Below are 13,491 nucleotides of genomic sequence, written 5' to 3' on the forward strand. Positions count from 1 at the left end.
CTTATATAGTAGTAATGAATGTGCTTTCCAAATTATCAATACTGCATAGTATATATATGTAAAGAGAAACAATGAAGCGTTATGTTAAAAATTGTTAACTATATATATGTACTGATTTGCTTTGCATAGCTTAGCGGCGAATTGTTTTTATTGATGTTATCGTATTATTAATTATCTTTGCAGAATGTTTAAAGTTAAACACTTAATTATTTTAGTATTTGTTGCCGCATTGGGTATTGCGGGTTGTAAAAGTCGTTTCGAAAAATTGAGAGCGAGCAATGACGTTGCCAAAAAATACCAGGAAGCACTTAGATTGTACAATAAAAGGGATTACAGTAAAGCTTTAGTTCTTTTTGAAGATCTTTCGCAAAAATATCGCGGTCGTGCAGAGGCTGAGGATTTGAACTATTATTATGCGTATACTTTATATAGATTGAGTGATTACACTACTGCGAGGTATCAGTTCAAGAGTTTTGCAGATACGTATCCTGCCAGTAAAAACGCTGAAGAGGCTCGTTACATGGGTGCTTATTGCTATTACCTAGAATCTCCATCTTTCTCTTTGGATCAAGAAAATACTTATAAAGCGATTGATGCATTGCAATTATTTATTAACTTATACCCAAACAGTGATCGGGCGGCGGCAGCGGGTAAATACATTGCTGATCTAAGAGGTAAATTGGAAGATAAAGCTTTTGAGAACGCAAAGATGTATTTAACGACTGGTCCGAGTAATGTAGATAATTATCGGGCGGCTGTTATTGCTTTAAAAAACGCACAAAGAGACTATCCGGATATTAAATATGCCGAAGAGATGGACTTTTTGATGATTAAAGCACAATATTTATATGCTAAAAACAGTTATATCATCCGCCAGGAGGATCGTTATAACGAGGCGATTGAATTATATACTGAATTTACTGAAAATCACCCTGACAGCAAATTTACACGTGAAGCCAAGCAATTGAAGAAAGATGTTGAGGATGGGATTGTGGCTTCAAAACAAGAGCTTGCATTATATGCAGCTGATCAAGAAAAATATAAGCAGATGTTGATCAGGACTGGTAAATTAAAGGATACCGTTTCTACTAAACCAACTACTGCTGATAACACGAATATTAAAAATTAATTAATACATGAATACTAACAAGCCTGCTGTACCAAATACTACAGTTACCAGAAACGTTCACGATTTGGATAGAACTACAGATAACTTATACGAATCTTTAGTTGTAATTGCTAAAAGAGCAAATCAGATTTCGAATAACGTTAAAGAAGAGTTGCACGGTAAATTAGCAGAATTTGCTTCGAGCAATGATAACCTGGAAGAGATTTTCGAAAATCGTGAGCAAATTGAAATCAGCAAACACTACGAACGTATGCCTAAACCTGTTTTAGTTGCTATGGATGAGTTTTTGAATGATAAGGTTTATCACAGAAATCCTGCTAAAGAACAAAAATAACATTGGCATAGCGCATGGAGTTTGGAGCTAAGGCGTTTCGCATGCGCTCTATGCACTGTGATTTAACTCTTTGCTTAAATGCTGAAAAATAAAAACATTATTCTTGGCGTTTGCGGTAGCATTGCAGCTTACAAGTCGGCCTTTCTGGTTCGGCTTTTAGTAAAAGCTGGCGCAAACGTTAAGGTAATTCTTACCCCTGATGGTGCGCATTTCATTACACCATTAACACTTGCTACGCTTTCTAAAAACCCGGTTTACACCCAATATTTTGAAGAAGAAACTGGCGTATGGAGCAATCATGTTGAATTAGGTTTATGGGCAGATTTCATTATTATTGCTCCTATCAGTGCCAATACACTTGCTAAACTCGCGACCGGGATTTGTGATAACTTACTGACGGCAGTTTATCTTTCGGCAAAATGCCCTGTATATGTGGCCCCAGCTATGGACCTGGATATGTGGAAGCATGAAAGTACCCAAAACAACATCAATCAAATTTCAACTTATGGCAATATTGTAATTTCTCCTGGCAGCGGGGAATTGGCCAGTGGACTGCATGGTGAAGGCCGTATGGCTGAGCCAGAAGAAATTGTGGCTTTTCTACTTGATAGTATTAAACAGTCGCTGCCGTTAAATGGCAAAAAAGTATGGTAACTGCAGGGCCAACTTATGAAGCAATCGATCCTGTCCGTTTTATCGGCAACCATTCTTCTGGCAAAATGGGGTTTGCTTTAGCTGACGAGTTGGCGAAGCTTGGCGCTGATGTTACTTTGATTGCTGGACCTACAGCTCAAAAATCAAACGCTTACGTAAAAAGGATTGATGTAGTAAGTGCAGAAGAAATGTTAAATGCCTGCACATCTATTTTTTCGGAAACAGATATTACGGTAATGTGCGCTGCAGTTGCGGATTATCGTCCAAAAATAATAGCTTCACAAAAAATCAAAAAACAGGAAAGTGCATTGGTTTTGGAATTAGAGAAAACTGTGGACATTTTGGCGACGCTGGGGAAAAACAAAAGGGAGAGTCAAATTTTAGTTGGTTTTGCATTAGAAACCAACGATGAGGAAAATTATGCCAAGGGTAAGTTAGAAAAGAAAAACTTAGATTTGGTTGTACTTAACTCCCTGAATGATCAAGGTGCCGGATTTAAGGCAGATACCAATAAAATTACTATTTTTAACAAGGCATTGGAGCGAACTTTGTTTGAGCTGAAATCGAAAACTGAGGTAGCTAAAGATATTTGTACCGCTATATTAAAAATCATAAAATGATAAAAAGGATTGTTTGGATATTGTTGATAATTGGTTTTGGGAAATTACAAGCTCAGGAACTGAATGCCCGGGTAACCGTTTTGGCGCCCCAGGTATCGAACATAAGCAAACCTACTCTGGAGGCTTTGCAAAGAACAATCCGCGATTTTTTGAACAACAATAAATTTAGTGTTGAAAGCTACAAACCACAAGAGCGCATTGAATGTAGTTTTGTAATTACGATTAATTCGTGGGATGGTGGTTCAGGGTATACTGCTGAAGCACAGATACAAAGTAGTCGCCCGGTTTTTAACAGTTCATACAATAGTACACTGCTAAATATGAGCGATAAGAATTTCGACTTTAGCTATAACGATGGGTCTACGATTGATTTTTCTGATCAAAATTATATCTCCAACATCAGTGCACTTCTCTCCTATTATGCATATACCATTATTGGACTTGATAAAGATAGTTTTGCCAAACTGGGTGGAAGTACTTACTTTAAAAAGGCACAGAATATTATCAACTTGGCGCAGGCCTCTGGTAATACTGGCTGGAAAGCTATTGATGGTTTACGCAATCGCTTTTGGTTTAATGAAAACGTGTTGAATCCAGTTTTCAGCGAACTGCGTGTTTTTATTTACGCCTATCACCTAAACGGCTTAGACGAGCTTACCGACAATGATAAAGGTTTAACACAAATTGTATCGGCCCTGCCAGCATTACAACAAATGGATAAACAAAAACTGGGATCTATTTTTCCTAATGTTTATTTTGCTTCTAAAGCTGAAGAGGTGACCAATGTACTTTCTAAATTAAATACTCAGGAGCGGATGAAAGCTTACAATATGCTGGCTGAAATCGATCCTGCCAATATTGGTAAATACGAAGGATTGAAAAAAAATTAAATTTATGGTTGATAATTGGTATAAAGTTAATTTATAACATGAATCCATTTGAAAACCAATTTCCATCTTTCAAATTAAAGTCAGCCCTGCTTTCCGTTTATACGCCTGCAAGCCTTCTGCACAAGGCCGGTATCCACTTCAATCAGGTTTAATTAACTTAACCTGGTGCTGAAAACTCAAAATATCACCTTCCTCGTTTCTTAATTATGCAACGTTTTACACGTTCCTGCGTCTATTAATAAAAAAAAATGTTAAAATATTTTGATTATACGAATATCTTCGTACATTTGATTACGAAATAATTCGTACAACGTGTAACAATATGACTATTAATAACATCAAACCTACAGAAGGCGAAATGGAAATATTACAGGTGCTTTGGAAAAAAGGGCTTGCTACGGTAAGGGAAGTTCATGAAGCTTTAAATAAAAAGGATTCTGGCTACACTACTACTCTAAAATTAATGCAAATTATGCATGAAAAAGGAATGGTTGAAAGGGACACTAACCAAAAAACACATATTTATAAAGCCATAGTTAACCGAGACAAAACGGAGAAGCAGCTGGTTACAAAGATGATTGATAATGTTTTTAATGGTTCGGCGGCGAGATTAGTAATGCAGGCACTGGGTAATCATAGCGCAAGTGCAGATGAGCTTGACGAAATCAAAAAATATTTAGATAGCCTTAAGTAGTGCTATTGGTTGAGGATGAAAGGTGTAGGGTTTAGCCCTAAAATAAAACGTAAATGTTCGAGTAATCGATAAAAACACCACTATGGAAACTTTAGTAGAACAATTCATCAAGGCATTTGGATGGAGTATTTTAAATTCCCTTTGGCAAAGTGCCCTTATTTACGGTGTCTTATTCATCATCATGATGAGTTTACCGAAACTGGCAGCAAAATATAAACATAATCTTGCTTTCGGTTCAATTGTATTGATGTTTATAGGATTTGTTTATCACTTTGTAACTCAAATGCTTATCAACATCCCTCAGGAATCAGCTGTAATCAACCAGCAAGGCCTTCAGTTCCAACAGTATTTAAATAATTTGCCAGAGAGCTTCAGTAGCAAGGCAGAGGCCTATTTCCCAATCGTAGTAATATTTTACTTAATTGGCATTGTACTTCAACTCTTTGTCATTATAAAGGGCTATAATCAACTTAATAAATTAAAAACACTGCATCTAAGCGCTATTCCTGATGAATGGAATTTATTATTTGAAAAAGTAACTGCTAAGTTAAAGATTAAAAAGGCGATTAATTTTAGATTATCCTCCATTGTAAACGTTCCATTGGTAATTGGTTATTTTAAGCCCGTTGTTTTGTTCCCAATCGCACTGGTTAATCAGCTGGATAATGATCAGGTGGAGGCTATTTTAATCCACGAACTTTCTCATGTGAGAAGGAATGACTTCCTATTAAACCTGATCAAAACCGCTATTGAAACATTACTTTTCTATAATCCATTTGTTTGGATGGCTGGTAGATTTATCCACATTGAACGAGAGCACGCTTGCGATGATCTTGTACTGAAAATAACCGGCAAACCATTAAACTATGCTCACGCTTTACTCAAACTTGAATTATTAAAAGATAAGAGCAGTCCTGCGTACGCCATGGCTGCGACAGGGAAAACCCAAAATTTATATCAGCGCATAAAAAGAATAACCAATATGAAAACAAATTACTTAAATGCCAAACAGCAAATGGCAGCCCTCACCCTTGGCGTTGCATGTCTGTTTTCTATCGCATGGATTAATCCAACCGATCGGCAAAAAGACAACAAAATAGTTGCTAAAAACGAATTAACCATGATCAGTGCCGACGGCACAGTGAAGACATTTGTAAAAATTGATACGAGTAAAAAACGTAAAATAAAAATTGTAACCATTGATGCCAATGGTAAAAAAACAGAGTATAACTCGTTAAATGAAATGCCTGATAGTTTGAGAAGGGATTTTTATAAGGATGAGCTTTTTTCTGGCAAAAATGTATTTAGATTAACAAGTGATTCTAATTTTAAATTTAAGGATTCATTGTTTCAGGCAAGGATCTACAAAAAGTTTAATTCTCCTGAGGCGCAAGCAAAATGGAAAAAATTTGGAGAGGATATTGCAAAGGAATATTCATCTCCGGAAGCTCAGGCTAAATGGGAGAAGTTTGGGGCTGATGTAGCGAAAGAATATACCTCGCCCGAAGCTCAGGCTAAATGGAAGAAATTTGGAGAGGATATCGCAAAGGAATTTTCATCTCCTGAAGCGCAGGCCAAGTGGAAAAAATTTGGTGAAGATATTTCAAAGCAATACTCATCTCCTGAAGCTCAGGCAAAGTGGAAAAAGCTTGCAGAAAATATGTCTAAAGAATTTAATTCTCCTGAAGCGATGGAAAAGTGGAGAAAAATGAGTGAAGAAACTGCCGCTAAATTGAATACGCCAGAATTTAGAGCCGAATTAGACGCCTTAAAAGATCGTATTGGAAAGGCTGATAGCAGAAGAATTACAAACTTATCAAGATTAAAAAATGATTCTTTAGCGAAGGTTTACCAATATAATTTTTCTACACCTGAAAGTTCAACAATTTATTTAAATGATCACCAGCCCAACAATAAAGTAAGGCAAACTGAAGAATATAAAAGGCTGAAAGAGAAATTTGATAAAGAGGTAAAAGAACTCAAAGAGAAGATAGAAAAGGCGGAGAAAAAAGAGAAGAAAGAAAAATCATAAAAATAAAACAAACCAAACAAACCATAAAACAGCGAAGATTTATCTTCGCTGTTTGTGTTTTAAGCATCATGTTGAAATAACTTTTTAGTATTTTCGTAGACTGATATGCTACAAAAACTTTCCATTCGTAATTACGCATTAATTGATAGCCTTGATATCGAATTTGATAAAGGCTTAAATATCATCACCGGTGAAACAGGCGCCGGAAAATCTATCATCTTAGGTGCTTTATCGTTAATTTTAGGGCAAAGGGCAGAGAGTAAGTATTTCTTTAACCAGGATAAAAAAATGTGTGATTGAGGGAAATTTTGCTTTGGCTGACAATCAGCTCAAAGATTTTTTCGAGGAAAATGACCTGGACTTTTTTAATGAAACTATTCTTCGCCGTGAGATTTCTATTGATGGAAAATCGCGATCTTTTATTAACGACACGCCTGTTAACTTATCCATATTAAAGCAAATCGGCGAAAAGTTAATTGATATCCATTCTCAACATGCCACGCAGGAAATAAACGATGCTGACTTTCAATTGCTCATCGTAGACTCATTGGCTAATCATCAAACTTTATTAGTTGAGTACAGAAGTGGTTTTAAAAAATTGAGGCATGAGCGTAATCGATTAAAAAAACTCATTGAAGATGCTGCTGAAGCTAGAAATAAGCAAGACTATGAGCAATTTTTGTTTAACGAACTGGAACAGGCCAATTTAAAATCGGGCGAGCAAGAAGAGTTAGAGTTGGAACTGGAAAAGCTTACCCATGCCGAAACCATAAAAAGAGGTTTACTTACCTCAACTGGTTTATTAACAGAAAGTGAACCATCAGCGCTACAGATATTAAAAGAAGCACAGTTACAATTACAGGCTATTGAAAAGTTTGACCCGGCAATTAACGCACTTTTTGAGCGGCTAAAATCATCGATCATCGAAATTAAAGATATAGCAGATGAAGTTTCATCCCTGGAAGAAAATACTTTGCACAGTGCCGATCGCCTTGAAATCATTAATCAGCGATTGGACTTATTTTATTCATTGCAGCAAAAGCATCGTGTAAGTAATAACGACGAATTACTGGCACTCCAAAATCAACTTGAGCAAAACTTAAATAACCTGTTATCATCAGATGCAAATATTGAACAGCTCGAAAAAGATATTGAACAACTTACACTTAGCTTAACTAAACAAGCAAATTCATTGAGCAGTAATCGTAAAAAAGCGATTAAAATTGTGGAAGACCAAACCGCCTTAACGCTAAAAAGAGTAGGAATGCCGAGTGCAAAGTTGGTTTTGAGTCAAAAACAATTATCAGATTTAAATAAGGATGGTTTGGATGAAATTTCCTTATTATTTACTGCAAATGCCGGACAAAGCCCTGCTCCTGTTAATAAAGTAGCCTCTGGCGGAGAATTATCACGATTGATGCTGGCGATTAAGGCCCTACTTGCTAAACACACCTCCTTACCAACGATTATCTTTGATGAAATTGATACCGGAATCTCTGGAGAGACAGCATTAAAAGTCGGTGAAGTAATTTCAGATCTTGGCGAAAATATGCAGGTAATCTCCATCACCCATTTACCACAAATTGCTGCGAAAGGTAATGCACATTACTTCGTGCACAAAAATGAATCTGGTGGCAAAACAAGTACCGGCATCAGAAAACTTAAGGCTGATGAACGTGTGGGTATCATTGCAGAGATGTTGAGCGGTAAAAATCCGGGTGCTTCAGCAATTGAAAATGCGAAGGAATTGTTAGGGTAGTTACATAACAATACACTTGCATCATTCAAACTAAAACACTAGTTTTAAAAATGCGATCGATTGTTTTGTTTATATTTTCTAACCTGATTTTTCTATTTTCATTTGCCCAACAAAGCTTCAACCTATCGGGTACCATAAAAGATAAGCGAGGCGAAGCCTTACCGGGGGCTGGAATTTATGTGAGTGGTTATAAAATAGCCACAGTAGCAGACAATTATGGTAAATACATTCTGCCGCTTAAACCAGGGAATTATGATATTTTAATCCAGTTAATCGGATATAAAGCACTCAACAAAAATGTTATCATTTCAGATAAAGCGATCAAACTGGATATCATTCTTGAAGAAAGCATTACACAATTAGCCGAAGTAACTATTAAACCTGATCCAAACCGGGCGCATTACATTGCAATGTTTCGTGATTTTTTTATCGGCACCACACCTAATGCTCAAACTTGTAAAATTGTTAACCCAAATGTATTACTTATCGATTACGATCAGGAAGATCGAAAATTAACTGTCAAAACAAATGAGTTTTTAATTATTGAGAATCAAGCGCTTGGTTACAGAATTAAATATCTCGTTAAAAACTTCGAATGGGAAAGCAAAACAGGAATAATTTATTATGAGGGTTTTCCTTATTATGAAGATTTAAAAGGATCAGAACGGAAAAAACGCATTTGGGCGAAGAAACGAAAGGAGGCATATTTAGGATCACCGCAACATTTTTTCAAATCGCTGTTTCAGAATAGCGCCACCAAGGAGGGATATATTATCAATAAGCTAATTACAAAACCTAATCCGGATCGGCCATCAGATAGTATGATCAATGCGAACATGAGGCGCCTGGCTCAAAAGCAGATTGGTTCAAATGGCAATATTACGATTAGAAACGTTCAAGACGATTCATTAAGCTTTTGGGCCAGGAAGAAAAACCTGAATAAAGGAATTTCAATCTTAAATCGTAGGGATGTACTTCAAGATACTTTGGTTAAATATTTCAATCCAAACATTAAAGCAATCAACTTTACCGACAAGCTTTACGTGATTTACAAAAACGAAACTGAAGATCCCATGTTCGTAAATCGACTCGGTCAGTCGATATCCCGTCCTTTAGACATGCCAAATTATCAGGTTTCTATTATCGATTTACAGGTTGCACCTGTATATTTTTATGAAAATGGTGGCATTTACAATCCCCGATCCATGTTGTTTTCAGGATATTGGGCCTGGGAAAAAATTGCAGATAGTGTGCCGATGGATTTTAGCCTCAAAGAATCGCTTTGAAAAAAAGTTAAATTTGTTAAAATCATATCCTGACATTCGGAATATTACCGCTTTTGGTTACATTCGCTTTCATGATTAAAAGCCTACTGGCAACCTCATTCCTTATTATTATTGGTCTCTGTGCTTTTGCACAAAACACGTTTACCATCAGCGGCACTGTTAGAGATAGCAGAGATGGCTTACCTGGTGCAAGTATTTATTTGAGCGGCTATAAAATTGCTACCGTTGCCGACAATGATGGGAAATTTAAACTTCAAAACCTTAAACCAGGTAGTTATGATTTGCTTGTTCAGATTGTGGGATACCTCCCCTACTCTAAAAGCGTAATTATTTCTGATCAATCAGTTACTGTTGATCTGGTTTTGAAAGAGAACGTCGCTCAATTGGATGAGGTAGTTGTGCGTGCAGATCCGAACAGGCAAAAGTACATCAATCAGTTTAGAGAGTTTTTCATTGGCAAATCCCCAAATTCGCTTCAATGTAAAATTTTAAATCCTCAGGTACTCAATGTTGATTTCGATATTACAAAAAGTACTTTAACTGTTAGCACCACCGAGTTTCTCGTGGTTGAAAATAAAGCTTTGGGCTATCGTTTAAAATATATGCTGGATCATTTTGAGTATAACTCGAGAACTCACATTATTTATTATTCAGGTCATCCATTCTTCGAGGAACTAAAAGCTTCTGCGGCTAAAAAGAAAAAATATATCGCAGCCAGAGAAATTGCTTACTATGGATCATCACAACATTTTTTTAGGTCGCTTTACGCTGGAAAAAGCAAAGAAGAAGGATTTATCATCAATAAAATGCTTAAAATACCAAATCCAAATCGTTATCCAGAATATGTGATCAATTCGAATTTGGAGAAGATAAAAACACTGCCAGAAAAAACAGGTGTGCGAAAAAGTGCAGGAAAGATTGACACCGCATTGCTCAACTTCTGGACCAAACAAAAGGAAATGCCAAGAACCATCGACAGGTTTTCAAGAGGCGATGTACGCCCAGATACCTTGGTGCATGATTACGATGAAAATTTAAAATACCTGAGTTATACTGACGCACTTATTGTTCAATATACCAAAGAAAAAGAATCGCTGGCCTATTCAAAAACCGGATTTTGGATTTTCAGGCCATTGGATGTTCCCGAAAATCAAATCTCAGTAGCTAACTTAACAAGCAGTGGCGTTCGTTTCTACGAAAACGGCGGGATTTATGATTCAAGATCGCTGCTTTATGAAGGTTATTGGGCTTACGAAAAAGTTGCCGATATGGTGCCGATGGACTACATACCACCCGCTAAAATTTGACTAAGATTCTTTCCACATTCGATTAAAATTACTAAAAATATTAGTAATTTTAATTTATGACTGGAGAAGAAAAACAGTATTTCAGAGGAAGGGGTGCTCAGGTTAATCCACATAACAAATTCTTAAAGGATATTTATGTCAAAGAATATGATGAGGGCATTGATGATTGGGAGGAAAGTGACCACAAAACCTCCTTTATTTTCGAAAACTCAAAATCTATTGTAAATAAGGTTGATAGTCCAGATGTTGGAATGGCTTATTCGCTAAATCCATATCAGGGCTGTGAACATGGCTGTAGTTATTGTTATGCCCGCAATTCTCATCAATACTGGGGGTATAGTGCAGGCATCGAATTCGAGCGCAAAATTATCGTGAAAAAGGACGCTCCTATCCTATTTAAAAAATTTCTTGAAAAAAAAGGATGGGATGCTTCCACGATTTCACTTTCTGGAAATACCGATTGTTACCAACCTGCGGAAAGGAAATTCAAATTAACCCGTCAGCTATTAGAGATAGCACTGGAGTACAAGCAACCCATTGGCATGATTACAAAAAATTCGCTTATTCTTCGTGACAAAGATATTTTGCAGGAAATGGCCAGGCTAAATCTCTGCATGGTTTATGTTTCTATTAATAGTTTAAATGAAGATTTAAGGCAAGTAATGGAGCCAAGAACCACAACTGCTAAACAGCGACTAAAAGTAGTGGAAGAATTGAGCAAAGCTGGAATACCGATGGGCGTAGTCGTTGCGCCACTTGTTCCGGGCCTGAGCGATCACGAAATTCCAAAAATTTTAAAAGCGGTGGCTAGTGCTGGTGCAATACAGGCAGGTTATACGGTAGTACGATTAAATGGCGCAATTGCTCAAATATTTGAAGATTGGCTACAGAAGAATTTTCCAGATCGTTTTGACAAGGTTTGGCATATGATACAAAGCTGCCATGGAGGAAATGTAAATGATAGCAGATTTGGAGATCGCATGCGTGGAGACGGCCATATCGCAAAAATGATCAGAGATAATTTTAAGCTGCACTGCCGTTTAAATGGTCTTAATGTGAAGCGCATTGTTTTAAATCATTCGCTTTTTAAAGTCCCAAATGACCAGATGTCATTGTTCTAGTTTGAAATTTGATGGATAAAACATAGTTTTAACACATGAATATTGCACTGGTAACTTATTTGGATAAGGGAAAATACGATTCAACAACCGTTGAAAGTGAAGATGATAAACTATTAAACTTTCTAAAAAATAAAGGACTCCACATTGAAAAGGTAATTTGGGATGATCCAGCTGTAAATTGGGAGCACTTTCAATTGGCCGTATTAAAATCTCCATGGGATTATTTTGACAGGATTAATGAATTTCATAAATGGCTTGATCATCTGGAAACAAAAGAAGTCAAGCTATTAAATCCGATTGATGTTGTACGCTGGAATACCAACAAACATTACCTCAAGGAAATTGAAGCCACAGGACTGGCAGTTACTCCAAGTGTATTTATCAGTAAAAATGATCAATTTTTACTTAATGATTTTTTTGAGCAGTTTAATTCGAAAAAGCTTATTGTAAAACCATGTGTAAGCGGTGGAGCGAAAAATACTTTTAAAGTGACAGATGAAAATGTGGAGGAAATAAATAATCAACTGCAGGTGCTTGTTAAAGAAGAAGATTTTATTGTTCAACCATTTTTATCTGAGATAATAGAAAATGGAGAATGGTCGTTTGTATTTTTTAATGGAACTTACAGCCACTCATTAGTAAAAAAGGCAAAACCTGGGGATTTTAGGGTTCAGCCTGCGCATGGAGGTTCTGTTCACCCACAAAAGCCTCGTCAGGAGGTGATTGATATAGCTTCCCAATATGTAGATCTTTTTGCAAAAAGCTGCCTGTATGCAAGAGTTGACGGAACATTCGTTAACGGAAGATTTTTATTAATGGAGCTGGAACTGATTGAACCTTTTCTATTCCTGAATACCGATCCGGAAAATTACGAGCGGTATTATCAGGCATTACTCAAAATGATTTAGCGGGTAATTCATTTAAAAATAAGATAGCCACAGTTTAACATTAGATTCCTATAGTTGTGCTAAGCTGTGGCTAAGCAAGTTTACATTTTCACAGCGAATACTTGAGTCCAGAAAGCACCTGCCCTCGCTGCTCCTATCTCCTTGTAATCCGCATTCATCATATTTTTGCAGTGTCCTTCACTTTTAAGCCAATCATTAAAAACCTGGTTTTCGGTTGTTTGTCCTTGAGCAACGTTTTCACCTACAGACTTCCACTGGTAGCCACTAGCAGTTACGCGATCTCCAACACCCTTTCCATTTGCAGATTCATGTTGCATTTTGTTGATCGATTCCATGTACTTACTTTGATTGGACGCAGCAGTTGCCAAATTGCTATTCCAGGTAAGCGCAGTAACTGGTGGCATTGTAGTGGTTCCGCATTTGCAGCCAGCCAAACGTATATCATTTACCAGTTTCAACATTAGTTCATTATTGAGATTAGTAACTAATGGTGTTTCAATTTTAGTTAGGGTTTCTATTGCAGTAGACTCAGTTCCTTTTTTACAGGAGGTAGCAAAGCAAGCAATTGCCAAGCCGATCATTGGGACGTATAATTTCATTAAATAGGGTTGTTTGGTGTGGAAAGATAGCTTGAAAATTTTATAATTAAAAACTATCGAATCACATTTTTGTGCCTTAAACCTTGGTTAAATCAACTTTTATAGTTTTTGTAATTCTACTAATACGATAAATGATTAAAGGTGTATCATAAAAAAAG

At 36.6% G+C, this 13,491-nt stretch carries 12 protein-coding genes and 1 pseudogene; 12 read left to right on the forward strand and 1 reads right to left on the reverse strand.

Annotated features, from left to right (window positions below):
• Nucleotides 1-184 precede the first annotated feature (184 nt).
• From ON09_RS17425 to ON09_RS17475, 12 genes and pseudogenes are all read left to right on the forward strand, one after another.
• Entirely contained in the window at nucleotides 185-1,129 is a 945-nt protein-coding gene (locus tag ON09_RS17425; RefSeq protein ID WP_010602350.1) for an outer membrane protein assembly factor BamD, read from the forward strand.
• Between the two features lie 7 nt (nucleotides 1,130-1,136).
• Nucleotides 1,137-1,463 (forward strand): DNA-directed RNA polymerase subunit omega, encoded by a 327-nt coding sequence (locus ON09_RS17430; protein WP_010602351.1) that lies wholly within the window; start codon nucleotides 1,137-1,139, stop codon nucleotides 1,461-1,463.
• A 78-nt stretch (nucleotides 1,464-1,541) separates the two neighbouring features.
• Nucleotides 1,542-2,737 (forward strand): annotated as a pseudogene (gene coaBC / locus ON09_RS17435) (bifunctional phosphopantothenoylcysteine decarboxylase/phosphopantothenate--cysteine ligase CoaBC).
• Nucleotides 2,734-3,627: a type IX secretion system protein PorD gene (gene porD, locus ON09_RS17440; protein ID WP_010602352.1), complete on the forward strand. Its 894-nt coding sequence runs from the start codon at nucleotides 2,734-2,736 to the stop codon at nucleotides 3,625-3,627. Before coaBC ends, porD begins: the two are co-directional and overlap by 4 nt.
• A gap of 322 nt (nucleotides 3,628-3,949) precedes the next feature.
• Nucleotides 3,950-4,321: a BlaI/MecI/CopY family transcriptional regulator gene (locus ON09_RS17445; RefSeq protein ID WP_010602353.1), complete on the forward strand. Its 372-nt coding sequence runs from the start codon at nucleotides 3,950-3,952 to the stop codon at nucleotides 4,319-4,321.
• Between the two features lie 82 nt (nucleotides 4,322-4,403).
• Complete coding sequence (locus ON09_RS17450) at nucleotides 4,404-6,353, forward strand: M56 family metallopeptidase (protein WP_010602354.1); 1,950 nt, start codon at nucleotides 4,404-4,406, stop codon at nucleotides 6,351-6,353.
• A 105-nt stretch (nucleotides 6,354-6,458) separates the two neighbouring features.
• Entirely contained in the window at nucleotides 6,459-6,653 is a 195-nt protein-coding gene (locus tag ON09_RS26685; protein ID WP_316927817.1) for an AAA family ATPase, read from the forward strand.
• Nucleotides 6,646-8,112: a DNA repair protein RecN gene (locus ON09_RS17455; protein ID WP_316927818.1), complete on the forward strand. Its 1,467-nt coding sequence runs from the start codon at nucleotides 6,646-6,648 to the stop codon at nucleotides 8,110-8,112. The genes ON09_RS26685 and ON09_RS17455 overlap by 8 nt, the downstream gene beginning before the upstream one ends.
• A gap of 50 nt (nucleotides 8,113-8,162) precedes the next feature.
• A complete protein-coding gene (locus ON09_RS17460; RefSeq protein WP_010602355.1) occupies nucleotides 8,163-9,398 on the forward strand; it encodes a carboxypeptidase-like regulatory domain-containing protein in 1,236 nt (411 codons plus the stop codon).
• Between the two features lie 71 nt (nucleotides 9,399-9,469).
• Nucleotides 9,470-10,705: a carboxypeptidase-like regulatory domain-containing protein gene (locus tag ON09_RS17465; RefSeq protein ID WP_010602356.1), complete on the forward strand. Its 1,236-nt coding sequence runs from the start codon at nucleotides 9,470-9,472 to the stop codon at nucleotides 10,703-10,705.
• Nucleotides 10,706-10,761: 56 nt separating this feature from the next.
• On the forward strand, nucleotides 10,762-11,826 hold the full coding sequence (locus tag ON09_RS17470; protein WP_010602357.1) for a PA0069 family radical SAM protein: 1,065 nt from the start codon (nucleotides 10,762-10,764) through the stop codon (nucleotides 11,824-11,826).
• Between the two features lie 35 nt (nucleotides 11,827-11,861).
• Nucleotides 11,862-12,734, forward strand: a complete 873-nt coding sequence (locus ON09_RS17475) for an ATP-grasp domain-containing protein (RefSeq protein WP_010602358.1) — start codon at nucleotides 11,862-11,864, stop codon at nucleotides 12,732-12,734.
• 80 nt (nucleotides 12,735-12,814) lie between these two features.
• Here ON09_RS17475 and ON09_RS17480 read toward each other — a convergent pair whose 3' ends face one another.
• Complete coding sequence (locus ON09_RS17480; RefSeq protein WP_010602359.1) at nucleotides 12,815-13,333, reverse strand: CAP domain-containing protein; 519 nt, start codon at nucleotides 13,331-13,333, stop codon at nucleotides 12,815-12,817.
• Between the last annotated feature and the right edge of the window lie 158 nt (nucleotides 13,334-13,491).

The organism is Pedobacter agri PB92 (genome assembly GCF_000258495.1).
In the GTDB taxonomy this organism is placed as follows: domain Bacteria; phylum Bacteroidota; class Bacteroidia; order Sphingobacteriales; family Sphingobacteriaceae; genus Pedobacter; species Pedobacter agri.

Excerpts from the sequence above, each read along its gene's own strand:
- ON09_RS17475 (WP_010602358.1), top strand. The coding sequence starts at position 11,862 with ATGAATATTGCACTGGTAACTTATTTGGATAAGGGAAAATACGATTCA.
- ON09_RS17430 (WP_010602351.1), top strand. The coding sequence starts at position 1,137 with ATGAATACTAACAAGCCTGCTGTACCAAATACTACAGTTACCAGAAAC.
- ON09_RS17425 (WP_010602350.1), top strand. The coding sequence starts at position 185 with ATGTTTAAAGTTAAACACTTAATTATTTTAGTATTTGTTGCCGCATTG.
- ON09_RS17465 (WP_010602356.1), top strand. The coding sequence starts at position 9,470 with ATGATTAAAAGCCTACTGGCAACCTCATTCCTTATTATTATTGGTCTC.
- ON09_RS17460 (WP_010602355.1), top strand. The coding sequence starts at position 8,163 with ATGCGATCGATTGTTTTGTTTATATTTTCTAACCTGATTTTTCTATTT.
- porD (WP_010602352.1), top strand. The coding sequence starts at position 2,734 with ATGATAAAAAGGATTGTTTGGATATTGTTGATAATTGGTTTTGGGAAA.
- ON09_RS26685 (WP_316927817.1), top strand. The coding sequence starts at position 6,459 with ATGCTACAAAAACTTTCCATTCGTAATTACGCATTAATTGATAGCCTT.
- ON09_RS17470 (WP_010602357.1), top strand. The coding sequence starts at position 10,762 with ATGACTGGAGAAGAAAAACAGTATTTCAGAGGAAGGGGTGCTCAGGTT.
- ON09_RS17480 (WP_010602359.1), bottom strand. The coding sequence starts at position 13,333 with ATGAAATTATACGTCCCAATGATCGGCTTGGCAATTGCTTGCTTTGCT.
- ON09_RS17445 (WP_010602353.1), top strand. The coding sequence starts at position 3,950 with ATGACTATTAATAACATCAAACCTACAGAAGGCGAAATGGAAATATTA.
- ON09_RS17450 (WP_010602354.1), top strand. The coding sequence starts at position 4,404 with ATGGAAACTTTAGTAGAACAATTCATCAAGGCATTTGGATGGAGTATT.